The sequence below is a fragment of the Mesorhizobium huakuii genome (assembly GCF_030160235.1).
Classification (GTDB): Bacteria; Pseudomonadota; Alphaproteobacteria; order Rhizobiales; family Rhizobiaceae; genus Mesorhizobium; species Mesorhizobium huakuii.
On record NZ_BSNY01000037.1, the window covers coordinates 62,611 to 84,418 of the forward strand.

The following is a 21,808-nucleotide window of genomic DNA, read 5'->3' on the forward strand; positions in this document are numbered from 1 at the left end:
GTGTCCGAGCATGAACCTCGATCCGATCCTTTTGGTGCCGGCCTTCCATCGTGCCAGCAAGTGGTGATAACCACGACAGCTGATTGAAGCTGGCATCCGCAGGCGCATGGACTTTCTGACACTTCTGAACTCGGCGCCCCTGCTGCTGGGCCTGGTCAAAGCCGCGCTGCCCCAGGCGGTCGCCAGCACGATGGCATTCAGCCAATGGTTCGTGTCGCTGCCGCCGTGCCGTGACCTCACCTTCGAGGCGACCAGCTATCTCGTCTGCGAGGTCGATCCGAAGCTGTATTCGATCGAACTGTTCTGGAAGGACCCGGCCGGCAAGCCATTTCAGTCGCTTCACAATCTCGACACCGCCCAGCGCGCGGCCGGCCGCACCATGCTGTTTGCTATCAACGCCGGCATGTATCATCCCGACCTCAGGCCGGTTGGCCTCTATGTCGAGCGCGGCCAGGAAATGGCCGGCGTGAAGACGGGATCGGGAAGCGGCAATTTTTCGCTGCAGCCGAATGGCATCTTCTACATCGGCGGCGGCAAGGCCGCGGTCCAGGCGACCAGGGACTTCGTCAGGAAGCGGCCTTCCACCGACTATGCCACGCAATCTGGACCGATGCTGGTGGTCGACGGCCAGCTCCATCCCAAATTCCAGTCCGACGGCACCTCGCGCAAGACCCGCGACGGCGTCGGGGTGCGCAAGGATGGTGTCGCGGTCTTTGCCATTTCGAACGGCACGGTGAATTTCCATGCATTCGCCCGGCTGTTTCGCGATGCACTCGGCTGCGACAATGCGCTGTTTCTCGATGGCACGATATCGAGCCTGTTCGCGCCCGCCATCGGCCGCAACGACGACTACTGGAATCTGGGGCCGATGATCGGCGTGTTCAGGAAGCGCGGCTAGGCGGGGGCGGATCACCTGCTCCGGTGCTTGAGCGCGATCACCACTATGATGATCAAGGCGGCCACGGCGATCGCCGCCAATCCGAACAGGCTGGTCACGTCGAGCTCGGGAATGCTGCCGGCGCCCTTCGCCACCAGCCAGCCCGGCGACAACACGACCGGCGCCCAGATGATCGCCGACAGGATATTGGCGATCTGGAAGCGGCGCCGGTGCATGCCCATCATGCCGGCGACCAGCGGCACGGTGGCGCGGACCGGGCCGAAGAAGCGGCCGACGAAAACCGCCGCGAAGCCATAGCGGTGGAAGAACAGCCGCGCCCTGGCGACCTCGCGGCGGTAGCGGTTGAGCGGCCATTTGTGGACAACGCCCCGCCCCAGCCATCTGCCGAGAAAATAGGAGATGGTATCGCCGAGCGCCGCCCCGATCATCGCGGCCAGAAGGACGGGCAAAGGCTGGACGATACCCGCCCCCACCAGGCCGCCGACGATGATGAGCACCGTGGTGCCGGGCAAGAGGATTCCGACCAGCACGAGCGACTCGCCGAAGGCCAGCAGCCCGACCACGAGGCCGGCCCACGCCTGATGGTTCTCGATGAAACAAACGCTCTGGTTTATGAACGCCTGCAAGCAAGCTCCTGTTTAACAGCGTTTCTCAGCTGCCGCTGTCGAGAAGGCTTCTGAGTTCTTCGAGCTTGTCGTTGACGAGCCAGCCGTAATAATTCTCGACCGGCAGCTTGCGGCCCTTGCCGGTGAGCGCCGCGTGCAGGTCGGCTGCCCGCTGCCGGGGCTGGCCGACATTGTAGAGCGTGGCCGTGATGCCTGGATTGCCTGAGATATCGAAGCCCTGTTCCTTGTAGGCGTCGATGGCATCGCGCACGATCGCGGCGATGTAGACAATGCTGCGGTCGGGATCCATGACATCGCGATAGATCGCCTGCGGGTGATCCGGCGTGAGCTTGTCGTAGCCGCTGACCCTGTTGACCAGATCGGTCACTTCGAGCGCGGTCAGCGGGCTGATCTGGCCGAGGCCGAATGTCTGGCCGGCGAAGAAGGGCTGGAAGAAGGCCTGCTGGAAGGTCATCGCGTCATAAGTGACGCCGTCGACCGTCTTGCCGCGGAAATGGTCGATCCACACTTTGTCGCGGCAGCTCCACAGGGCGGCACTGTCTTTCGCCCCGGCGCAGGCCGTGAATTCAGGCCGCTGGACAAAGGTCTGCACCGGCACGCCCTTGTAGCGGAAGGCGAAGTCGAGGCCGGAATAGGACAGCGCCTTCACATAGTAGGTCTGGACCGAGCCGACGGCCGTCACATTGTAGGTGTGTTCGCCGACCAGCGCGCCGACAATATGGATGGGGTCGATATCGTAGGCCGCCGCGACCTGCTTGATATGCGCCACCAGCTTCTTCTCGCGCTTCAGCAGCGCGACGATCTTCTCGTATTTTTCCGCGTAGGTGGTCTTGAAGGCGCGGGTTCGCGTCGCCGATGCATCCGGGATCTGCGGCTGCGTTTCGGAGCGATTGCCGGGAGGAACGACGATCAGCGCGCTGGCATGCGCGGTCTCAACCAGCAGTGCGCCGCCGCAGGAGAGGGCCGCGAGCAGGGGGACCAGGAGAAGCCGCTGCAACGCAATCATCGGGCGCCTTTTGAGAACTCGTGGAAAATGCCTGCGGCGAAGGCCGCCTCCCGTCTCAACAGCCACATCATGGCACTGTCAAGGCTGGGCCGGCGGCATCGACGGCGAATGTCTGAAACGGGTCACAGTCATGGTAAAAAACTTGATTCAAACTTTATTGGTAATTTCTCATTCATAACTGGCCCGGTTGTCCGTCGGCCGTTGCCTTCGGTCTGTTGTGTTTTGAGTACAGGTCCAGATGCGGTTACCAGGCGCCCTCAGTTTCGTGATCGCATCGCTATGCCTCGCCGGCTGCTCGTCGACATCGGGCATGGACGCGCTCGACATTCAGAAGCCGTCGAATGAAACCACCAGTTCGGTGGTGCGGCCAAGCGCACCGATCGCATCCGTTCCCGTGAGCAAGGCCAGCAATGCGCGCAAGCTGGCCGAGGCCGCGCCCGAGGACGCTCCCGATCGGCCCTTTGGGCTGGCGGAGGAAGAAACCGTGGCGCTCTCGGCGCCCGCTTTGCCGGACAATGTCGATCCGCCCATCGAGCCCGCGGCCCTGGTCTCGCCGCCGAAACTCTTGTCGCGCGCCGCGCCGGCGATGCTTGCCGGGCCGGTCACGCGCTACGGTTTTCGCGATGCCAAGCCGATCAATTTTGGCCGGGGCTCGCCCAGGCACCTTGCCGTGCACGGGGTCGACGTATCGCGCTGGCAAGGCAACGTGAACTGGGAAAAGCTGCGCAGCCAGGGCGCCAACTTCGCCTACATCAAGGCGACCGATGGCGGCGACCATCTCGATCCGATGTTCATGAGGAACTGGCGCAATGCCGATGCGGCCGGGCTGAAGCGCGGCGCCTATCATTTCTTCTACTGGTGCCGCACCGCCGGCGAGCAGGCCGACTGGTTCATCCGCAACGTGCCGAAGGTCGATGGCGCGCTGCCGCCGGTGATCGACGTCGAGTGGAACGGCGACTCCAGCTGCAAGCGGCGCCCGTCGCGGGAAAAGGTGCTGGAGAAGATGCAGGTCTTCATGGACAAGCTTGAACGCCATTACGGCCAGCGTCCGATCATCTACACCTCCCCCGATTTCTATCGCGACAACCTCCAGGGCGCCTTCCTCGACTACCCGTTCTGGCTGCGCGCGGTGGCGCGGCATCCGTCAAAGGTCTATCCCGGCCGCAAATGGCTGTTCTGGCAGTATTCCGGCTCCGGCCTGTCGCACGGCGTGACCGGCCGCATCGACCTCAACGTCTTCCATGGCGACGAGCGGCAATGGCGCGCCTGGGCCGGCGGCGGCGGCCGTCAGATGATGGCCGACGCGGATTAGCGGCCGCGTCGCCATTCGTTCAGGTCCTGCCGTCTATTGGAGCTGGTTGCTCCCGCCATTCCTGTCTTCGCTCAGCCGCAGCTGTCTCCGCAACGCCATGATCTCGGCAATCGCGGCATCGATCATGGTGAGAAGCGTAATCGTATCGTGCTGGGTGGGATCGGCCCTGACATAGGCGAGCTGGTTGACGATGTCGGTGTCGTCCTCGTTTTCGTCGCTCATGGCCGTCTTCCGGTTGTTATCTTCCAGACGTTCTCATTCCATCCGATCCGTCGTCAAATTGCACCTATATCACTTCGTCGTGTGAATGGCCGCCCGACCGCCATCCAACCGGTCCGACCGCCTTATCTTGGATAACGGCGACGCGATTCGTCATAGGTGGCAAAAGCCAGAACCGCGGAAAATGACGCGAAGCTGAGCAGGACTGCGGCGATAACCATGAGGTCGTAAGTCGACACGTTCGTTCTCCTTGGGATGATGGCCGAGGAGACAGCACGGACGATGCGTTCGCGTTGATCTGGATCAACCGATCGGCCGATGCCGGGCCTTGCGCGACACGGGGGACTGGAACCGAGGGCTGAGAGAGGCGAGATTCATATCGTCCCCAATCCTCGGCTCCTATCGGTGCTCTATGAAGCCGACGGCTCGTTGATCATCGCCTCGATGTTGTAGCCATCGGGGTCGAGCACGAAGCAGGCGTAGTAATTCTGCGCATAGCCGGGACGCGGGCCGGGTGCGCCATTGTCTCTGGCGCCGGCTGCCAGCGCTGACTGGTGGAACGCATCGACCTCAGCCTTGCTGCCGACGCGGAAGGCAACATGCAGATGGGTGAGCGGCGGCGCCTCGCCGGTTCGCTGGATCTCGAACAGGCAGCCATTGCCGACATCGAAAGCCCAGAACACACCCTCCTTGCCGAAGGACAGGCGATATCCCAGGGGCGCGAAAGCGCGCTCGTAGAAGAGCTTGCTCTTCTCCAGGTCACCCACTTCGATGGTTATGTGATCGATCATCTGGTCCTCTGTAGCGAGTGAACCCTCCAAGCCTATGTCTGGCGCTCTTCCTGCGCCCGAATCTCCGCGGTCTGGGCCAGCACCCAGTCGCGGAACACCTTGATCTTCGGCACGTTGCGGCGGCCTTCCAGATGTACCAGCCAATAGCCGTCGCCGTCGGATCCGAGGACTTCGAAGGGCTGTATCAACTGGCCCTTCGCCAGCAGGGCGCTGTAGATATTGCGGGTGAGGATGGCCGCGCCCCGATCGGTCAAAGCCGCCATCGCGTCGTAGGCCTGCGAACCCAGCATCGGGCCCGCAATCACGCGATCGGGCTCGAAGGGTACGCCGGCGGATTCGAACCAGATTTTCCACCAGGGATCGTCGGCGCAGCACAGCGGCACCTTGTAGAGATCCTCGGGGCGCCGGATGCCGCCCACGCTTTCAGCCAGTCTTGGGCTGAGCATGGGCGTGTAGTCGGCCTTGAACAGATAGTGCGCGGTCAGACCGGGCCAGTTTCCGGTGCCGGTCCGGATGCCGATGTCCATGTCCTCGCGTGTGAAATCGACGAGCCGGGGCGATGTGTTGACCTTCACGGCAAGGTCTGGATGCATCAGCTGGAATGTTCCAAGCCATACGGCCAGCCAGTTCGTCGCAAAGGTTTCCATGGTCGTGACCGACAGCACGCCGGTCGCTCCGCCCTTGGTGGCGACCCAAGCATCTGCGAGTGCCGAGAACGCGCCGGATGCATGCGGCGCCAGCTGCTGTCCAGCTTCGGTCAAGGCAATCTGCCTTGTTTTTCTTATGAAAAGCGGCGTTCCGGCGCGCTCCTCCAGCACCTTGATCTGATAGCTGGCAGCGGACTGGGTCATGCCCAGTTCTTCCGCGGCCTTGGTGAAACTGCCCAGCCGCGCCGCGGCTTCAAAGACCCTGATGGCCCCTAATGGCGGTAGTTCCCAACTCATGACGCATCAATCCTCCTGATGCATGCTACGCGACGTTCGATTGGAAGCCAAGGCCGCGAGCAGGCATGCTCTGGTCATCAAATCGAACCCGAAAGGACAGGGCTATGACCACCACCCTCTACAGCACGCTTCGTCGTCCGATGCTCGATCTCTTCACCGCGCCGTTCAGGTCCCGCAGGCGCCACCTGCTCGACCACCGTTCGCTGTCGGATCATTTCCTGCGCGACATCGGCGTCCTCGACGGACACGTGCCTCCCGGCACCCTTCACTGACGAAGTTTTTTGACCCACATGGACGCAAGGGAGGGCAAGATGGATGTGTTGTCGCAGGCTCTGGCGAAGAGCCGTCAAACGATCAGCGCCTATGAGGATTATGCGGATCGCTACGATGCTATCGTGCGGCATGTCCCCAACGAGAGGGAGCAGGGATCGCTGAAGCGTCTGGTGGCGATCGCCGGCACGTCAGGCCGGATTCTGGAAGTCGGGTCCGGAGCGGGCTACGATGCGGACTTTCTGGAAGGCCTGGGCGTCAAGGTTCGGCGCACCGACGCGACAAAACGGTTTCTCGAGCTACAGGCGGCGCGCGGCAAGCACGGTGAGCTTCTCGATCTCCTCACCGACGATCTCGGCGGCCCCTATGACGCCGTCCTGGCGCTCGCCGTCCTGATCCATGTGCCGCGCGACCAGATCGACCAGGTGCTTGCCAAGATAGCGCGGTCGCTGCGGCTAGGCGGTGCCTTCCTCGTATCGATGCGCAATGGCGACGGCGAGACATCAGGCAGCTATCATACGGTCCTGTGGCGCAGGGACGACTTCGCGGCCCGTCTCGAAGCCGCCGGGCTGGTGCTTCTCAGGGACGATTTCAACATTGGCCGCAACAGCGAGGAATGGAACACCTTCCTGGCTGTGAGGCCGTCATGAAGGGATCTTTTTCCCTTCTCCCACAACGGGCGAAGGAGAGCCGCGCGTGACGCCTGGCCGCTCATCTCTCGACTTTGCGAATAAGCGAGACATTGCCGCCGCGGTGCTGTCTAGTGCCGGTTCCTGCACTCCGGGGGGATCAGGATGGAGCTGGAACTCAAATTTCTGCTTGTCGGATTTGCCTGCGCGGTCTCCGGCATGCTGTCGCTCATCACCTTCTTGAAATGGCGAGAGGTGCAGGCGCTCAGCCGCTGGTTGCCGACGCCGGGAAAGATCATCTCGTCGCGCGTCGAGGCGCGTGAGGTCAGGAGCTCGGGCGTCGGCTCGGACAGCAGCGATACCACCGAGATGCGCAATTTTCCGGCGATCACCTTCGAATACAAAGTCGGCGGCAAGAAATTTCAAAGCTCGCGCTACAGCGTGAAGGAGAATTTGGGGAATTTCGAAGTCACCGAAACCCTTGCGCAGTTTCCCCGCGGCGCGGAGGTGACCGTCTTCTACAATCCGGCCGATCCGAGCAAGGCCGTGATCGAGCGCACCATGCCGGACGGCGCCTTCAAGTTCATGGTCCAGCTCTCGGCCGGGTTGGTGATCGGCACAGCGGTGCTGGTGTTTTCCGTCGGCGGCGTGCTGGAGGCGATCCGGCCGCATCTGCCCAAGCCGCAGAACCTCGGGGCCGCGGCATTGCTGCTGTTCATGGGGCTGTTTGCCCTGCGCATGGGTTTTGTCCAAAAATCGCTGGCCGGGCAGGCGGCAAAATGGCCGGTCGCCGCCGGCCGCATCGAGTCCTCAGGTCTGCAGGCGCTGCGAAACTATAGCGGCTATCAACGCTGGCGCACCGTCTTCAAATCTCGCATCGTCTACAGCTATGGCGTCGCCGGCCAGCGCTACAGTTCTGACCGCGTGACGTTCGGCGCCACAGTGACGGCTTCGCTGCCCGGCCTCGTCAGCGGCCAGGCCCGAAGCTATGCCGAGGGCAGCAAGGTCGACGTGCACTACGACCCCGCCAACCCTACCTCGGCCGTGCTCGAATGCCGGGTGAGGGGACTTTGGCTGCTGTGGGTCTGTTCGGCGGGCTTTCTCGGTGGCGCGGCTTTGCTGGTCGGGCTGGTGTGAGTGCGGGCTTTCATGATGCTTTTCCGGAGACATCTCGTGATCATCCGCAAACTGGCCTTTGTATTGTTGGGCCTACTCGGCCCGATCCAGGGGGCGACCGCCAAGGAATGTCTGCTAAGCCACGCCACCTACCGCGAGCCGCGCTCCGGCGCGGTCCTGCAATTTCGGCCGCTCGACAATGAGCCGGCGGCGCTGACGGCGCAGGTGTTTTCGCTGAGCGTGCCCAACACGGACAAAAACCTGCCGGCCGACATCACCTGGACCAATGGCAAGAATTCGTTTCCACTCGGCACCATCCGCCACGCCTGCACCGACGACGACCGCGAAGCCGGACTGCAGGATGGCAGCGGACTGTGCAGGATATGGGATGGCCAGGTCTACGCCTTGACCGGCGGCGGCGCCGAACAGTTGAATTCGCGCGAAGCGACACCGGCGCCGAAAGGGCTGTTGCTGCCCGATTTCGGCGTGGCTTTCACGGAATGGGCCGATTTCGCCAAGGCCAATCCGGACGGGTCTGCCTGGGATGCTTTTACTCTGACAGGATGCAGCGATGACTAGCGCCATGCGATCGATCGCTTGGGCCTGCGCCTTGCTTGCATCCGTGACGACATCCGCCGCGGCGGACGAACCCGCGCCATCGCGCCCACCGATCGACAAATGCGTCTGGGAAAAAATGGCCGACAAAACGATCGGCCTTGCCGCCTGGGCGCAGCGCTGCGACTTCGGCTTCCGCCAGATCCATTTCGAATTCGTCGGCAACGCGCTCGCCATCAAATACAGCGATGGCGGCGCGGCCGCCCCGCTGGTCGAAGTGTTCGATATCAAACCAGGCGAAACCGCCGAGGTCGCGTTGCAGCGCCTGTTCCTGGAAAGGACCGACAAGGCCGTCAGCGCCCGCTGCGTGCTGACGCCTTACACCGAGGGAAGTCTGCCCGCCGGCGTCAAGCGCTACACATTCAGCCCCGACGCCGCCTATGCAAAAGAGCTGGAAGCGAAGGCCGACCCCAACGAGATCCCCGACCCGCCCTGCGGCGACTGGGGCGAAATGCCCGACGGCATCCAGTATTTCGAGGTGCCATCGGGCGAGGGGCGGAAAGTGCTGTTTGTCCGGGTGGGGCAAGACGAGCCGCTGTTTGACGAGCAGACGCTGCGGGTGTTGCCGGCGGGATGAGCCGGGACTAGGGTCTTCGGCGAAGCAACCGTCGGACACCTTCTCCCGGAAAAGGGAGAAGGTGGACATAGTAGGCCGCTTATCTAAGTCCTGTCTGACGGGACGCTTCATTGGCTACTAGCCTTGCCCGTATCGATTGCCAACGGTCGGCAATCTCTTGGCACGAGGCCGCGAGCAGTTTTCTGCGCTGGCTGAAGTTGCCGGGCGCGGCGAAAATCTTCTGCGCAAACACATCAACGACGAAACAAAATTCTGCACGAGGCTCTCCTGCACCTTCGAAGAATTCTTCCGCATACCAGTGGAGAAGAGCTCCTTGGAGTGACGAAGTTTCCGTCGTCAGTGGCAGCGTTTTACATAAGTAAGGCTTGATCAAGCCAAGGCCCAATTCCTTATTTCCTATCTGTGCCAGTTTCACTGAGTTTGTGGGCCGGACGCTAACAGAGACGCCGCCAAGGGAGAATTTAGGCTGGGTATCTGAAATGCCGATCAATTTCGCGGCAGCAGGCAGTTTAGCCAAGCTCATAGTACGACAGAGCTCGATTGCATCGTGGGCCGTAAGAAGCCTCTGTTCGTCATGCGAAGTGGCAGGTTGGCGCGACAACAAGGCTCCGTCGAGCTGTGATAGTCGGCTGTCATCACGGCCATGAGTTTCAATGAAATGTATCATCGCGCGCTCAATCTCGTTGTAGCGCGTGTCGAGGAGGAAGTTCTTAGGTCGGATGATTTCTTCAATGATCACAGTTCGACGAGTCGATCGAGCGAAACAATATTCGATCAATTTATTGGCACTAATTTGTGGTTCGGTTTTCATAACGAGAAGGCCTTTCTTGAGCCGTTAAAGTCACGCCAACTACCGATGCCTTCTCGACTCCTTGATCAGAATCTCCATATAATAACCTTGCAACAGGAGATGGGATTCCGATCTCGTCGCCCCGCGTGGGCTTCGGCTTATTCGCGGTACCTAAGGCCGCTCCGGGAGGGGCGGCCTTAGGTGTTTTCAGAGGATGTCACATAAAGACATCCTTATGTGATGTACCCTCTTTGTTCCGTTTACTACTTCGGCCCGATCTTACGACCGGGCCGATGATGTTGCGTTTTGGCGTCGTCGTTTCAGATTCTTAGCTGCACCCGCTCGTGGCACCGCAGGTATCGCACTTCTCACACGTCCCGTTGCGCACCATCGTAAAGTTCTGGCACTCGGAGCAGGAATTGCCGGTGTAGCCTTGCAGCAGTGACTTGGCGCGGCGGTCGGCGGCGAGTTTCTTCGCTTCGGCGGCTTCGTTCGCGGCCGCATCGGTGAACAGCGCCGCCGTGGCGTCCGAGGCTACGGAAGCAGAGCCCGCCGCTTCCTCGAAGGCGATGTCCTCGGCCAGTTCCTTGGCGCGATCCTCATAGTCGCGCTTGTAGGCGACCGCCTCGTCGCTGGCAGGCTTGAGCGCCAGCACATTGGAGCCGGAGAAAGCCGTCGGCGCCGAGCGGGCAGGGGTGCCGGCGCCGGCAAAGCCCTTCGGCTCGTTGCCGATCGCCCTCGACACCAGCTTCACCGGCGAACCGCGCGTCAGGCCCTTGGAAACGGCGTCGGTCTTGCCTTCGCTGATGCCGCGGCCAAGCGCGGTGTTGGAGAAGTCCGACTGGTCGACATGGGCGAGGTCGTTGCGGCCGAGATAGGAGATGGCGAGTTCGCGGAACACGTAGTCGAGGATCGACGTCGCGCTCTTGATGGCATCGTTGCCGATGACCATGCCGGCCGGCTCGAACTTGGTGAAGGTGAATGCGTGCACATATTCGTCGAGCGGCACGCCGTATTGCAGGCCGAGCGAAATCGCGATGGCGAAGTTGTTGAGAAGGCCACGCAGCGTGGCGCCTTCCTTGTTCATGTCGATGAAGATCTCGCCGAGGCGGCCATCATCATATTCGCCGGTGCGCAGGAAGATGGTGTTGCCACCGATCTTGGCCTTCTGCGTGTAGCCCTTGCGACGGCCGGGCAGCTTTTCCTGCTCGCGCGACACGCGTTCGATGATGCGCTCGACGATGCGCTCGGTGATCTGCGCCGCACGCGCGGCTGCCGGGGCCGCGATCAGCTGCTCGACGGCCTCGTCCTCGTCCTCCTCGCCATCGGCGAGCAGCGAGGCGTTGAGCGGCTGCGACAGTTTCGAGCCGTCGCGGTAGAGCGCGTTGGCCTTCAGCGCCAGCTTCCACGACAGCATGTAGGCGCCCTTGGCGTCCTCAACCGTCGCATCGTTGGGCATGTTGATGGTCTTGGAGATGGCGCCGGAGATGAAGGGCTGCGCGGCGGCCATCATCTGGATGTGGCTGTTGATCGACAGCGAGCGCTTGCCGATCTTGCCGCAGGGGCTGGCGCAGTCGAACACGGCAAGGTGTTCGGCCTTGAGGAAGGGTGCGCCTTCCAGCGTCATGGCACCGCAGACATGGATGTTGGCGGCCTCGATGTCCTTCCTGGAGAAGCCCATCGCCGGCAGCATCTCGAACGAGAAGTCGTTGAGCTGCTCGTCGGTGAACCCAAAAGTCTCCTTCACCCAGTCGGCGCCGAGCGTCCACTGATTGAAGACGAACTTGATGTCGAAGGCCGACTTCAGCGCCGCATTGAGCGCGGCGATCTTGTCATCGCTGAAACCCTTGGCCTTGAGCGAGCCGGGATTGATGCCGGGCGCCTGGTTGAGATTGCCGTGGCCAACCGCATAGGCCTCGATCTCGGCGATCTGGCTCTCGGAATAGCCGAGCGTGCGCAGCGCTTCCGGCACGGCGCGGTTGATGATCTTGAAATAGCCGCCGCCGGCGAGCTTCTTGAACTTCACCAGCGCGAAGTCGGGCTCGATGCCGGTGGTGTCGCAATCCATGACCAGGCCGATCGTGCCGGTCGGCGCGATGACGGTCGCCTGCGCATTGCGGTAGCCATGCTCCTCGCCGAGCTCGATGGCGCGGTCCCAGGCGGCTTTGGCATGCTCGGCAAGCGCCTGCTGCTTGAGGTCGGAGGCGACCAGCGGCACCGGGTTGACGGCGAGCTTCTCGTAGCCGTCCTTGTCGCCATAGGCGGCGCGGCGATGGTTGCGCATGACGCGCAGCATGTTCTGGGCGTTGCGGTCATAGTCCGGGAAGGCGCCGAGTTCGGCGGCCATCTCGGCCGATGTTGAATAGGCAACGCCGGTCATAACAGCGGTGAGCGCGGCGCAGATGGCGCGGCCCTCGTCGGAATCATAGGGAATGCCCGAGGTCATCAGCAGGCCGCCAATGTTGGCGTAGCCGAGGCCGAGCGTGCGGTATTCGTAGGAGAGCTTGGCGATCTCCTTCGACGGGAACTGCGCCATCATGACAGAGATTTCGAGGACGATGGTCCACAGCCGCACCGTGTGCTCGTAGGCCGCGATGTCGATCGTGCCGTCGGCGTTGCGGTAGGGCAAAAGGTTGATCGAGGCGAGGTTGCAGGCCGTGTCGTCGAGGAACATGTATTCCGAGCACGGGTTGGACGCCCGGATCGCACCGGCCGAAGCGCAGGTGTGCCAGTCGTTCATCGTCGTGTTGAAATGCAGGCCCGGATCCGCCGACGCCCAGGCGGCGTAGCCGATCTTTTCCCAGAGGTCCCTGGCCTTCAGCGTCTTCAAGACCTTGCCGTCCTTGCGGGCGGTCAGGTGCCAGTCGGCATCGTCCTCGACGGCGCGCAGGAAATTGTCCTTCAGCGACACCGAATTGTTGGAGTTCTGGCCCGAAACGGTCAGATAGGCATCCGAATCCCAGTCGGTGTCGTAAGTCTTGAACGACATCGAGGTGTAGCCCTGCTTGGCGAACTGGATGACGCGATAGATGTAGTTCTCCGGCACCGCCGACTTCTTGGCCGCCTTGATTTCGCGCTTCAGCGCCGTGTTGATGGCCGGATCGAAGCAGTCCTCGCCATTGCCTTCGCAATTGACGCAGGCCTTCATGATGGCTTCGAGATGTTTCTTGACGATCTTGGAGCCGGTCACCAGCGAGGCGACCTTCTGCTCTTCATTGACCTTCCAGTCGATGAATTCCTCGATATCGGGGTGGTCGGCGTCGACGATGACCATTTTCGCGGCGCGGCGCGTCGTGCCGCCCGACTTGATGGCGCCCGCGGCGCGGTCGCCGATCTTGAGGAAGCTCATCAGGCCGGACGAGCGGCCGCCGCCAGACAGCTTTTCGCCTTCGCCGCGCAGCAACGAGAAGTTGGAGCCGGTGCCCGAGCCATATTTGAACAGGCGCGCCTCACGCACCCACAGATCCATGATGCCGCCCTCGTTGACGAGGTCGTCCTGTACGCCCTGGATGAAGCAGGCATGCGGCTGCGGGTGCTCGTAGGAGGACTTCGACTTGGTCAGCTTGCCGGTGAAGGGGTCGACATAGAAGTGGCCCTGGCTCGGACCGTCAATGCCGTATGCCCAGTGCAACCCAGTGTTGAACCATTGCGGCGAATTCGGCGCGACGCGCTGGGTGGCCAGCATGTAGGCAAGCTCGTCGCGGAAAGCGCGCGCGTCTTCCTCCGACTTGAAGTAGCCGCCCTTCCAGCCCCAGTAGGTCCAGGTGCCGGCCAGGCGGTCGAAGACCTGGCGGGCGTCGATCTCGGAACCGTAGCGCTCGGCTTCCGGCAGCTTGGCGAGTTCCGCCTCGTCGGCAACGGAGCGCCACAGGAAGGAGGGGACGTCGTTCTCCTCGACCTTCTTCAGCCGCGCGGGCACACCGGCCTTGCGGAAATATTTCTGCGCCAGGATATCGGCGGCGACCTGGGAGAATTGCGCCGGCACATCGATGTTGTCGAGACGGAACACCACCGAGCCATCCGGATTCTTGATCTCGGAAAGCGCCTTGCGGAATTCGATCTCCGCATAAGCCGATTGCCCTTGCTTGGTGAAGCGACGCTCGATGCGCATTGGTCCGGTCCTTTTGTCTATATATAGCGCTTTTCCCCAGGGATTTCTCCCCCTGATGCGAAACGCGCATGTCCGCCGTCTGCCGGCGTTCGAAAACGGCCGGCTCTCCATTCCGCGATCTTCCCCAGCAATGCTGCCTGGGCTTCTCATGAAGCCTCTGTCACAACACGCCGGCGAACCCCGCGGGTCCCTCAAATCTGATTTTTTCGATTCCCTCACTCGAGGGAAATTCACACTATCTAGCGTCGAACCTACCTGCAAACACTAAATATAGTATTAACAGACAATTTATTCCAGTCCGACAATTCTCCCTTTCGTCGCCCCACCACCCCACAATCCCAACGCTTCCGCCGGCCTCGTAAACAGGCGGAAATGCGGGCAAAAACGCACATAATCCGGGAAAAAGACCGGGCTCAGAACTTTCCGGTCGCGCTCTCAACAGGAGCACATGGCCTATAAAAGGCGACTCGTTTTGCGCCGTCAAGGATTCGTTTGCGTAGCTTTTGTGACCCCAACATCTTGTGTGTCACACATGTGGATAACGGGGATAGAAATGCGCCTTTGCGATTGCCGTTTCGAGCGGCGGGTCCGAGGTCCTTGACCGCCAGGAGGCGTCCGTCGGGAGCAAATCTGGTCGGCCTCGAAAAACCTGTCGGGCCGACATGCCGGATATCAGCCGTAATGCAGCTTCGGCTTCGGCTCGGTGCCGGTGAATTGCACGCCGACCCGGTCGTTGCGGCGCCAGCGGACCTCGCAGCGATAGGCAACGCCGTCGAGCGGCACATAAAGCAGGAAACGGTCGGGCACCCGTGCCTCGAGCGGTATCTTCAATTCGGCGCCGCCCGCATGCTGGTTGCGCAGCATGACGGCGATTTCCGAGTTTTGAATCCCGGTGATGACGGTTCCACCCTTGAGAACGCGTGGACGGTGCTCGCGCTGGGGCTCGCCGGTATGTTGCTGAAGTGGGTCTACAGGATTCGCCATCGATCAAACGCCAGATTGGTCGATTCTTAGCGAAGAAGGATTAGCAAAACATTCATGCTCGGCACATCACAGGGTTGTGAAAATGCCAGTTACGAGAATCTGTGCGGGTCGGCGCAGAAGTAGGCGACGATCTGGCAAAGGTCCGGCTCGTTGATCATGCGCACCGCTTCGCTGGAACTCACCCATTTGCGGGTGCGGGAGCGCTTTTCCTTCCAGCGGTCGGCGATCTTGTCGACATGCAGCGGAAACACCAGCACCTCGCAAGGCACTTCTTCGCCCGAAGCCAGAACCTTGGCATAGAAATAGCGGCCGGCTTCGAGATGCGAGACCGTTCCGCGCAATCCGGCTTCCTCACCCGCTTCGCGCGCCGCCGCCTCGCAGAGCGGCTCCCTGGCCTCCGGCCAGCCCTTGGGCAGCACCCAGCGGCCAGTATCACGGCTGGTGATCAACATGATCTCGACGCCATTTCCGGTATCGCGCCAGGGCAGGGCGGCAACCTGCAGGCGACACGGTGCGGTGCCGAAGAGTCGCCGGACCCTTTCAGCCAGGTGGTTGTGCGTCGTTGGCCTTGTCAACATCGGAGAAGCTAGCCCCAGCCTCCAGAATCGTTTGCCGCCTTACGAATCTTACGGCTAATTCTGGCCAATAAAAGTAAAAACTTTGGTCAGGCTGGCCGATTCCCGTCAACAAAGGTCGATTTCACAGGATATCTTGCCCCGGGGACCCGTCCACGGAAGCAGATATTGTCGTCGGTGGCGGCTTAACTGGAAAAGCGGCGTGTTGCGAATCAGCCGGCGTGGTCGTCGGCGATCGGCTTCTGGTAGGTGAAGCCCATGTCCCAGGGGAAATAGATCCAGGTGTCCTGGCTGACCTCGGTGACGAAAGTATCGACCAGCGGCCGGCCCTTCGGCTTGGCATAGACGGTGGCGAAATGCGCCTTGGGCATCATTGCGCGCACGATGCCGGCGGTCTTGCCGGTGTCGGTCAGGTCGTCGATGATCAGCACGCCGGCGCCGTCGTCGGCGAGCAGTGCGGGCGTAATCTCCTTCAGCACCTGCAACTGCCCCTGGCTGGTGTAGTCGTGATAGGAGGCGACGCAGACCGTCTCGATGATGCGGATGCCGAGCTCGCGCGCGATGATCGCCGCCGGAACCAGGCCGCCGCGTGTGATGCAGACGATCGCCTTCCATTGCCCCTTGTTGGCGCCGGAAAGGCGCCAGGAAAGCGCACGGGCGTCACGATGGAACTGGTCCCAGGAGACCGGGAAGGCTTTTTCGGGAAGGGACATTGTTCGCGCACTCCGCAGCACGCGAAGACCGCGTGCACAAAAACAGGGGAATGCGCGCGGAATTAACTGGAAAACCTCGGCCTTGGCAAGGGCGGCAGGCAGCGATGGCTGTGGACTTATCGCGACAGGAAGGCCGCTACCTGTGCCGTACGCAGCACCGTGCGCGTCACCCCGCCGAACAGCAGCTGGCGCAGCCAGGAGTGGCTGTAGGCGCCAAGAACCAGCAGATCGGCGCCGCTCTCGGCGACCCGGTTCTGGATCATGTCGTCGACCGAAGTGCCGCCCGATTTCTGCACCGACACGCTGACGGTGGCGCCGTGGCGTGACAGCGCCGACGCGATTTCGGCGCCGGCGGCCTCCGGGCTTTCGTCGAACGCATCGGGCGGATCGATGACCAATATGTCGGTCTTCTCGGCCTCGATGATGAAAGGCAGGGCGTCGAAGGCGGCGCGGGCGGCCTCCTTGCTGCCGTTCCAGGCAAGCAGCACGCGTCTGAACGTGGTGACCAGCGGACCGGCACTCGGCACCACCAGCACGGGCCGGCCGGCGTCATAGACCAGCGTGTCGACATCGGCGCTGGGGTCGCCGCCGGTTTCGCGCTGGGCGGCAATGACGAGATCGGCGGCGCGCACGCTTGAAATGCCTGTCAGCGCGCTGTCGCCGGAGAAGCTCTCCAGGCTGCGCCACTCGAAAGAGAGGCCGGAATCCTCGATGCGCCGCAGGAAGACGGCCTCAAGCTTGTCGGCCCGCTCGCGGCTCATGTCGGCCGAGACCTGCAGGAACTCGGTATCGGGAAAACCGGTCGCCGACGTGTAGGGCACCGGAAGCGCCTCGGCATGGATGCCGACCAGGTGGCTCTCGAAGCGGTTGGCGAGCGGAATGGCGCAGTCGAGCACGCGTTCGGCGTCCTGCTCGTTCTGCAGAATGGCAACGATGGTCTTGAAGCGCATGGTGATCCCTCAATCTGGCGAGTGTTCGAACTCGCGTGAAAGCAACGCTGGCGCGCCATGCTTTGTTCCGGCCTGAACCGGCTCAACTCGCCTTGGCGGCGAAACCCGCTACCATCGCCTCTACATCGGCGCGCGCGGCGTCGAGCGCCTGCTGGCTGCGGGCGCGAACGACCAGCTCGGTCCAGAACTTGCCGTCACCATACTTTGGATAGGACCCGATGATCGTATCCGGATGGGCTTTCTGGATCTCGCCCAGCGGCCCGCCGACAAGGCCTTCGCCGAACGGACAGTGCACAGTCGCCGACAGCATCTTCGTGCCGGTCTTGAGCGTCGGCACGACATTGTCGAGCATGGCCTGGAAGATCGAGGGCACGCCGGCCATGACGTGGACGTTGCCGATGCGAAAGCCGGGCGCCACCGACACCGGGTTGTCGATATGGTCGGCGCCGCGCGGCATCCGCGCCATGCGCTTGCGCGCCTCGGTGTATTCGATGCCGCGCGCGGCATAACTTGCCTCCAGCAGCGCATAGGCCTTGGCATCGTATTCGCAGGGCACGCCGAACGCCTTCGCGATCGAATCGGCGGTGATGTCGTCATGGGTCGGGCCGATGCCGCCGGTGGTGAACACGTAGGTGTAGCGCGCACGCACGGCATTCACCGCCGCGACGATCTCGTCTTCCTCGTCGGGAACGATGCGCACTTCCTTCAGGTCGATGCCGACGGCCGTCATGATGTCGGCGAGGTGGCCGATGTTCTTGTCCTTGGTGCGGCCGGAGAGTATCTCATCGCCGATGACGAGCATGGCGGCGGTAACGATTTCGGTCATGGAGGGCTCCGGCAGGACGGGTCGCCTGAAATAGCGCGGCGCATGGCCGACGGCAATGCCATGTCGGCGGTGAACATCCGCCCTGGACGCGCGCGTTTCGATGCGAGGTTGCAGCATCACCGGATGCGGGTAAGCTCAAACGGGTTCTGGTCCGGGTGAACAATGCTGATATCGATCCTGTCATGGCTGCTGGCCCTGTTTTTGCTGCTGGCGGTCCTGGGGATCGCCTGCCTGGTGCTGGCGACGCTGTGGATCGCGGCGAAGGCGCAAAGGCAGGTGCCGCCGGTCGGAAAATTCGTCGAGGTCGACGGCAACCGCATCCACTATGTCGATGTGGGCGAGGGGCGGCCGATCGTCTTCCTGCACGGGCTTGGTGCGCAACTCCATCACTTCCGGCATACGCTGTTGGGACGTTTCGGCCCGGGCTATCGGCTGATCGCGCTCGATCGCCCGGGATCGGGCTATTCGACGCGCGCGAACGGTGCCACTGGCCGCTTGCCTGAACAGGCGGCCCTGGTGCGCCGCTTCATCGAAAAATTGGAGCTGGAAAGGCCGCTGGTGGTGGGCCACTCGCTGGGTGGCGCCGTCGCGCTGACCCTGGCCGTGGAACATCCCGAGGCAATTTCGGGCATTGCCTTGCTGGCGCCGCTGACACATCTGGAAAACAGGGCACGCCAGCGGTTTGACCTGCTCTATATCCCCTCGCGCCTGCAGCGCTGGATCATGGCCTATACCGTGGCGATACCCCTGAGCCTGCGCTATGCGCGGCCGACAATGGAATTCATCTTCGCGCCTCAGGCTTTTCCGACGGACTATATGGTTGAAGGCGGCGGCTGGCTCGGGCTGCGGCCAGCCCATTTCCAGGCGACATCAGCCGATGTCGTGGCCGTCGAACAGGATCTCGGCCGCATCGAGCAACGCTATGGCGAGATCGTCATGCCGGCCGGCATCCTCTTCGGAACCGCCGACCGCGTCATCGACATCCGCATCCATGGCGAGCCGATGCGAGGCAAGATCGCAGGGCTCGATTTCGAACCCGTCGACGGCGTCGGTCATATGCCGCAATTCGTCGAGCCCAGGCGGGTGATCGGCTTCATCGAGCGGATTGCCGCGCGCGCGTTTCCATCACCGCAGCCTCACGACAATTTCAACGAACCAACCGGCTGACTGCCGGGTTTACCCCGTGTCGCACCCAAGGCGACCAAGACACGGAGTAATGCAATGTACAGGAAATTTCTTGCAGCGTCGGTTCTGACGATCGGTCTCGCCACGTCGGCGATGGCGCAATCGTCCGACGGCGCGTATTCAAACCATCACAACTGGTGGCCGTTCGGCAACGAACAGTCTTCCGGCGTCGACCAGAACACGACCGGAAGCATCAATGGCGACCGCTCAGGGCTGGACAGCCTTGGCAATTCGGGCGCCTCCGGACCTTGTGCCTCCAATACGGCCGGTCCTGATGCCAATGCCGGATTGAACGTCAACGATCACTATTGCGGCAAATAATTCAGCCGTTGGGCAGCCGCTGACCGTGGGACGTCGTCTCTCCTGACGTCCGCGGTCGGCGCCCTGCCAGTTCCTTCCGGAAAGTTCTCTTCTGAGGAGGGTCTAGTCGGACACTTCGGTCTGTGGCCGGTCGCGGCCATCGGCCAGTTCCTCGTGCCATTTGCCGTCGGCGTCCTCATACTGGATGCCGTCCGTCGCGCCTGCCACCTGCTGCTCGGCCGAGGCGATCTCGGCTGCGCGCAACGCATCCTGATGGGTGGGAAATGTCTCCGAGAAGGTCGAACCGACCTTGTAGGCCCAGCCGCCGTCATGCTCGACGATCTTGTAAGTCAGCTTCGCCATAAAAACCTCCGGTTGAAAGGTCCGCCTGCTCAATGCAGCCGGTCGTCGGATAGCTTGTCGTCGGGCACCAGCACTTCCGATTCCCTGGCGGCCTCGATCAATGCCCGTCGCGCTTCCGCTGTCGAACGATAACCTTCCAGCACTTTGAGGCAAGTGTCGAGGGCATCACGATGACGCGGGCCGCGATTGAGCGGCCACACCGTCATGAGGCACTCCGCCGCTTCCTGGGTGCTGCGGATATGGCGATATTTGCCGACATGGCCGAGTTCGACCACGACCGGCGTTTCAAAAGGTTTGTTGTCCATCATGGCCGCAACGCAAAGCAGCCAATTTGGTTGCAAAAGTGGCCCGGAACCTGCGCCCAAAGGTCGCGTCGCGTTTTGCGGCGCGTTTTGGGCGACATGCATCGGCGTCTCAGTAGCCGCAGTCGTTGCGCAGCCAGCGTGCATTCGCCCAGCCGGTCGTGCCGCCGATTTCGACCTGATACCAGTTGCCGCGCCGGTCGAAAATCTCGACGTGATCGCCATTGAACAGCTGGCCGATCATCCGCGATGACGAGTTCGGCCGTGTCCGCACGGCGAGAAAGCCGCTGCCGGTCGCCAGATTGTAGCGGCCGGACAGGCCGTGCACAGTCCCCTCGCAATATTGCGCGACGCCTGGCGTCGATGCGCCGAGCCAAAAGCCGGCGACAGCCACAAGCATCGCAGCCGGCAAGAATGCCCTGAATGACATGATCTCCTCCCAAGCCCGGCCGCGCCCGCCGCAGCCTCACCCAGCGTAACAGTTTGCGGCCAGAATTGAAGCGGGCCGTGGCAAACGAGCCGGTCAGGATCGCACTGGTATCGGGAGAATTGGCTGTTTTCAGCCCGCCGCCTTCATCCAGTGCTCCATCGTCGTCACCGAGCGGGCGAGCTGCGGCGCCGGATGGATCTTTTCCTTGAATGTGGCGGCCGCACGCCAGCCCCAGCGCGGGTCGGCGAGGAAGGCGCGCGCCAGTGCTACCATGTCGGCGCGGCCCTCGGCGATGACAGCCTCGGCCTGCTGGGGATCGTCGATCAGGCCGACCGCGCGGGTCGGGATGCCGGCGCCCTTGCGCACGGCTTCCGCCAGATGCACCTGATAGCCGGGGCCGGTGGGCAATTTCTGCAAAGGGGAATTGCCGCCGCTGGAGCAGCAGAGATAGGCGATGCCCTCGGCCTTCAGGACCTTCGCCACCTCGATTGCATCCTCGACGTCGAAGCCGCCGTCGACCCAGTCCTTCACCGACAGCCGCGCGCCGAGCATCAGCTTCGGCACCGCCTTCTTCACCGCCCTGGCGATTTCGACGACAAGACGCATCCGGTTTTCCAGCGAGCCGCCCCAGCGGTCCGTGCGCTGGTTGGACAGTGGCGACAGGAACTGGAAGATCAGATAGCCATGTGCTGCGTGCAGTTCGATGAAGTCGAAGCCGGCGCGTTCGGCCCGCCTGGCGGCTCGGGCGAACCGCTCGATGAGCTGCAGGATCTCGTCCTCATCGAGTGCGCGCGGCACGTTCCAGCCGGTGTCGTAGGCGATGGCCGAAGCCGAGACGGTCTGCCAGGGATCTTCGTTCGGCTGCAGCGGCCCGCCGCCCTCCCAGGGCTTGCGGTTCGAGGCCTTGCGGCCGGCGTGCGCGAGCTGCGTGCCGAATTTCGTGCCTGGTGCTGCGACGCGCCGCGCCGCGTCCAGAGTGCGGCGCGCGGCGGCCTCATTGTCGTCGGAGTAAAGCCCGAGGCAGCCATGGGTGATACGCCCGCGCCGCTCGACATCGGTCATCTCCACCGTGACCATGCCTGCGCCGGACATGGCCAGGTTCATCCAGTGGTAGAGATGCCAGTCGCTGGCCGACCCGTCCTCGGCGGAATACTGGCACATCGGCGCCACGGCGATGCGGTTGGGGAAGGTGAGGCCGTCGAGGGTGATCGGCTGGAAAAGCGATGCGGTCATGAAGTGAGCTCCGGGAGAGGGAACGCTATTTAGGCGACGGATA

General features: G+C 62.5%; 25 protein-coding genes. 9 read left to right on the plus strand and 16 right to left on the minus strand.

The window, feature by feature from the left end:
* Positions 1-106: 106 nt before the first annotated feature.
* Positions 107-898 (plus strand): phosphodiester glycosidase family protein, encoded by a 792-nt coding sequence (locus QQK95_RS19820; RefSeq protein ID WP_284275780.1) that lies wholly within the window; start codon positions 107-109, stop codon positions 896-898.
* An 11-nt stretch (positions 899-909) separates the two neighbouring features.
* Here the strand turns inward: QQK95_RS19820 and QQK95_RS19825 are convergent, their stop codons facing one another.
* On the minus strand, positions 910-1,524 hold the full coding sequence (locus tag QQK95_RS19825) for a DedA family protein (RefSeq protein WP_284275782.1): 615 nt from the start codon (positions 1,522-1,524) through the stop codon (positions 910-912).
* 25 nt (positions 1,525-1,549) lie between these two features.
* Positions 1,550-2,530, minus strand: coding sequence for a DUF1402 family protein (locus QQK95_RS19830; RefSeq protein WP_284275784.1), 981 nt, complete (start codon positions 2,528-2,530; stop codon positions 1,550-1,552).
* Between the two features lie 238 nt (positions 2,531-2,768).
* Here QQK95_RS19830 and QQK95_RS19835 point away from each other — a divergent pair, with 238 nt between their 5' ends.
* Entirely contained in the window at positions 2,769-3,842 is a 1,074-nt protein-coding gene (locus QQK95_RS19835; protein WP_284275786.1) for a glycoside hydrolase family 25 protein, read from the plus strand.
* A 33-nt stretch (positions 3,843-3,875) separates the two neighbouring features.
* Here QQK95_RS19835 and QQK95_RS19840 read toward each other — a convergent pair whose 3' ends face one another.
* The 3 genes from QQK95_RS19840 to QQK95_RS19850 form a co-directional block, all read right to left on the minus strand.
* Positions 3,876-4,064, minus strand: a complete 189-nt coding sequence (locus tag QQK95_RS19840; protein WP_284275788.1) for a hypothetical protein — start codon at positions 4,062-4,064, stop codon at positions 3,876-3,878.
* A gap of 407 nt (positions 4,065-4,471) precedes the next feature.
* Entirely contained in the window at positions 4,472-4,852 is a 381-nt protein-coding gene (locus tag QQK95_RS19845) for a VOC family protein (RefSeq protein WP_284275790.1), read from the minus strand.
* A gap of 32 nt (positions 4,853-4,884) precedes the next feature.
* Complete coding sequence (locus QQK95_RS19850; protein WP_284275792.1) at positions 4,885-5,796, minus strand: LysR family transcriptional regulator; 912 nt, start codon at positions 5,794-5,796, stop codon at positions 4,885-4,887.
* A 104-nt stretch (positions 5,797-5,900) separates the two neighbouring features.
* On the opposite strand from QQK95_RS19850, the gene QQK95_RS19855 reads away from it, so the two are divergent.
* The 5 genes from QQK95_RS19855 (at position 5,901) to QQK95_RS19875 (ending at position 9,003) form a co-directional block, all read left to right on the plus strand.
* Positions 5,901-6,068, plus strand: coding sequence for a hypothetical protein (locus QQK95_RS19855; RefSeq protein ID WP_284275793.1), 168 nt, complete (start codon positions 5,901-5,903; stop codon positions 6,066-6,068).
* Positions 6,069-6,107: 39 nt separating this feature from the next.
* The gene (locus QQK95_RS19860) at positions 6,108-6,716 is read left to right on the plus strand and encodes a class I SAM-dependent DNA methyltransferase (RefSeq protein ID WP_284275795.1); all 609 of its coding nucleotides are present in this window, start codon (positions 6,108-6,110) and stop codon (positions 6,714-6,716) included.
* 144 nt (positions 6,717-6,860) lie between these two features.
* Positions 6,861-7,832, plus strand: coding sequence for a DUF3592 domain-containing protein (locus QQK95_RS19865; protein ID WP_284275797.1), 972 nt, complete (start codon positions 6,861-6,863; stop codon positions 7,830-7,832).
* 36 nt (positions 7,833-7,868) lie between these two features.
* The gene (locus QQK95_RS19870; protein WP_284275799.1) at positions 7,869-8,390 is read left to right on the plus strand and encodes a hypothetical protein; all 522 of its coding nucleotides are present in this window, start codon (positions 7,869-7,871) and stop codon (positions 8,388-8,390) included.
* 115 nt (positions 8,391-8,505) lie between these two features.
* Complete coding sequence (locus QQK95_RS19875) at positions 8,506-9,003, plus strand: hypothetical protein (RefSeq protein WP_284275801.1); 498 nt, start codon at positions 8,506-8,508, stop codon at positions 9,001-9,003.
* Between the two features lie 79 nt (positions 9,004-9,082).
* On the opposite strand, the gene QQK95_RS19880 is transcribed toward QQK95_RS19875, so the two are convergent.
* The 7 genes from QQK95_RS19880 to QQK95_RS19910 all read right to left on the minus strand — a co-directional run bounded on the left by QQK95_RS19880 (position 9,083) and on the right by QQK95_RS19910 (position 17,952).
* The gene (locus QQK95_RS19880) at positions 9,083-9,814 is read right to left on the minus strand and encodes a hypothetical protein (protein WP_284275803.1); all 732 of its coding nucleotides are present in this window, start codon (positions 9,812-9,814) and stop codon (positions 9,083-9,085) included.
* 307 nt (positions 9,815-10,121) lie between these two features.
* Positions 10,122-13,904, minus strand: a complete 3,783-nt coding sequence (locus QQK95_RS19885; RefSeq protein ID WP_284275804.1) for a vitamin B12-dependent ribonucleotide reductase — start codon at positions 13,902-13,904, stop codon at positions 10,122-10,124.
* A gap of 672 nt (positions 13,905-14,576) precedes the next feature.
* On the minus strand, positions 14,577-14,888 hold the full coding sequence (locus QQK95_RS19890) for a PilZ domain-containing protein (protein WP_284275806.1): 312 nt from the start codon (positions 14,886-14,888) through the stop codon (positions 14,577-14,579).
* A gap of 89 nt (positions 14,889-14,977) precedes the next feature.
* Positions 14,978-15,466: an NUDIX hydrolase gene (locus tag QQK95_RS19895; RefSeq protein WP_284275807.1), complete on the minus strand. Its 489-nt coding sequence runs from the start codon at positions 15,464-15,466 to the stop codon at positions 14,978-14,980.
* 209 nt (positions 15,467-15,675) lie between these two features.
* Positions 15,676-16,176 (minus strand): xanthine phosphoribosyltransferase, encoded by a 501-nt coding sequence (gpt, locus tag QQK95_RS19900; protein ID WP_095770312.1) that lies wholly within the window; start codon positions 16,174-16,176, stop codon positions 15,676-15,678.
* Positions 16,177-16,292: 116 nt separating this feature from the next.
* A complete protein-coding gene (locus tag QQK95_RS19905) occupies positions 16,293-17,126 on the minus strand; it encodes a universal stress protein (RefSeq protein WP_284275812.1) in 834 nt (277 codons plus the stop codon).
* 82 nt (positions 17,127-17,208) lie between these two features.
* Positions 17,209-17,952: a competence/damage-inducible protein A gene (locus QQK95_RS19910; RefSeq protein ID WP_284275814.1), complete on the minus strand. Its 744-nt coding sequence runs from the start codon at positions 17,950-17,952 to the stop codon at positions 17,209-17,211.
* Positions 17,953-18,114: 162 nt separating this feature from the next.
* On the opposite strand from QQK95_RS19910, the gene QQK95_RS19915 reads away from it, so the two are divergent.
* Together QQK95_RS19915 and QQK95_RS19920 are read left to right on the plus strand one after the other, a co-directional pair.
* Complete coding sequence (locus QQK95_RS19915; RefSeq protein WP_284275816.1) at positions 18,115-19,119, plus strand: alpha/beta fold hydrolase; 1,005 nt, start codon at positions 18,115-18,117, stop codon at positions 19,117-19,119.
* Positions 19,120-19,173: 54 nt separating this feature from the next.
* Positions 19,174-19,458, plus strand: coding sequence for a hypothetical protein (locus tag QQK95_RS19920; RefSeq protein ID WP_284275818.1), 285 nt, complete (start codon positions 19,174-19,176; stop codon positions 19,456-19,458).
* Between the two features lie 102 nt (positions 19,459-19,560).
* On the opposite strand, the gene QQK95_RS19925 is transcribed toward QQK95_RS19920, so the two are convergent.
* The 4 genes from QQK95_RS19925 to QQK95_RS19940 all read right to left on the minus strand — a co-directional run bounded on the left by QQK95_RS19925 (position 19,561) and on the right by QQK95_RS19940 (position 21,765).
* Positions 19,561-19,800: a DUF2188 domain-containing protein gene (locus QQK95_RS19925; RefSeq protein ID WP_019857848.1), complete on the minus strand. Its 240-nt coding sequence runs from the start codon at positions 19,798-19,800 to the stop codon at positions 19,561-19,563.
* 29 nt (positions 19,801-19,829) lie between these two features.
* Complete coding sequence (locus QQK95_RS19930; RefSeq protein ID WP_010909164.1) at positions 19,830-20,108, minus strand: DUF982 domain-containing protein; 279 nt, start codon at positions 20,106-20,108, stop codon at positions 19,830-19,832.
* 106 nt (positions 20,109-20,214) lie between these two features.
* The gene (locus QQK95_RS19935; protein ID WP_284275823.1) at positions 20,215-20,532 is read right to left on the minus strand and encodes an SH3 domain-containing protein; all 318 of its coding nucleotides are present in this window, start codon (positions 20,530-20,532) and stop codon (positions 20,215-20,217) included.
* Between the two features lie 129 nt (positions 20,533-20,661).
* Positions 20,662-21,765, minus strand: coding sequence for an NADH:flavin oxidoreductase/NADH oxidase (locus QQK95_RS19940; RefSeq protein WP_284275825.1), 1,104 nt, complete (start codon positions 21,763-21,765; stop codon positions 20,662-20,664).
* Positions 21,766-21,808: the final 43 nt, after the last annotated feature.

Bases quoted from the DNA above. Each gene is read 5' to 3' on its own strand.
- QQK95_RS19820 (WP_284275780.1), top strand. From the start codon at position 107: ATGGACTTTCTGACACTTCTGAACTCGGCGCCCCTGCTGCTGGGCCTG.
- QQK95_RS19830 (WP_284275784.1), bottom strand. From the start codon at position 2,530: ATGATTGCGTTGCAGCGGCTTCTCCTGGTCCCCCTGCTCGCGGCCCTC.
- QQK95_RS19835 (WP_284275786.1), top strand. From the start codon at position 2,769: ATGCGGTTACCAGGCGCCCTCAGTTTCGTGATCGCATCGCTATGCCTC.
- QQK95_RS19840 (WP_284275788.1), bottom strand. From the start codon at position 4,064: ATGAGCGACGAAAACGAGGACGACACCGACATCGTCAACCAGCTCGCC.
- QQK95_RS19845 (WP_284275790.1), bottom strand. From the start codon at position 4,852: ATGATCGATCACATAACCATCGAAGTGGGTGACCTGGAGAAGAGCAAG.
- QQK95_RS19850 (WP_284275792.1), bottom strand. From the start codon at position 5,796: ATGAGTTGGGAACTACCGCCATTAGGGGCCATCAGGGTCTTTGAAGCC.
- QQK95_RS19855 (WP_284275793.1), top strand. From the start codon at position 5,901: ATGACCACCACCCTCTACAGCACGCTTCGTCGTCCGATGCTCGATCTC.
- QQK95_RS19860 (WP_284275795.1), top strand. From the start codon at position 6,108: ATGGATGTGTTGTCGCAGGCTCTGGCGAAGAGCCGTCAAACGATCAGC.
- QQK95_RS19865 (WP_284275797.1), top strand. From the start codon at position 6,861: ATGGAGCTGGAACTCAAATTTCTGCTTGTCGGATTTGCCTGCGCGGTC.
- QQK95_RS19875 (WP_284275801.1), top strand. From the start codon at position 8,506: ATGGCCGACAAAACGATCGGCCTTGCCGCCTGGGCGCAGCGCTGCGAC.
- QQK95_RS19880 (WP_284275803.1), bottom strand. From the start codon at position 9,814: ATGAAAACCGAACCACAAATTAGTGCCAATAAATTGATCGAATATTGT.
- QQK95_RS19885 (WP_284275804.1), bottom strand. From the start codon at position 13,904: ATGCGCATCGAGCGTCGCTTCACCAAGCAAGGGCAATCGGCTTATGCG.
- QQK95_RS19890 (WP_284275806.1), bottom strand. From the start codon at position 14,888: ATGGCGAATCCTGTAGACCCACTTCAGCAACATACCGGCGAGCCCCAG.
- QQK95_RS19895 (WP_284275807.1), bottom strand. From the start codon at position 15,466: ATGTTGACAAGGCCAACGACGCACAACCACCTGGCTGAAAGGGTCCGG.
- gpt (WP_095770312.1), bottom strand. From the start codon at position 16,176: ATGTCCCTTCCCGAAAAAGCCTTCCCGGTCTCCTGGGACCAGTTCCAT.
- QQK95_RS19905 (WP_284275812.1), bottom strand. From the start codon at position 17,126: ATGCGCTTCAAGACCATCGTTGCCATTCTGCAGAACGAGCAGGACGCC.
- QQK95_RS19910 (WP_284275814.1), bottom strand. From the start codon at position 17,952: ATGACCGAAATCGTTACCGCCGCCATGCTCGTCATCGGCGATGAGATA.
- QQK95_RS19915 (WP_284275816.1), top strand. From the start codon at position 18,115: ATGCTGATATCGATCCTGTCATGGCTGCTGGCCCTGTTTTTGCTGCTG.
- QQK95_RS19920 (WP_284275818.1), top strand. From the start codon at position 19,174: ATGTACAGGAAATTTCTTGCAGCGTCGGTTCTGACGATCGGTCTCGCC.
- QQK95_RS19925 (WP_019857848.1), bottom strand. From the start codon at position 19,800: ATGGCGAAGCTGACTTACAAGATCGTCGAGCATGACGGCGGCTGGGCC.
- QQK95_RS19930 (WP_010909164.1), bottom strand. From the start codon at position 20,108: ATGATGGACAACAAACCTTTTGAAACGCCGGTCGTGGTCGAACTCGGC.
- QQK95_RS19935 (WP_284275823.1), bottom strand. From the start codon at position 20,532: ATGTCATTCAGGGCATTCTTGCCGGCTGCGATGCTTGTGGCTGTCGCC.
- QQK95_RS19940 (WP_284275825.1), bottom strand. From the start codon at position 21,765: ATGACCGCATCGCTTTTCCAGCCGATCACCCTCGACGGCCTCACCTTC.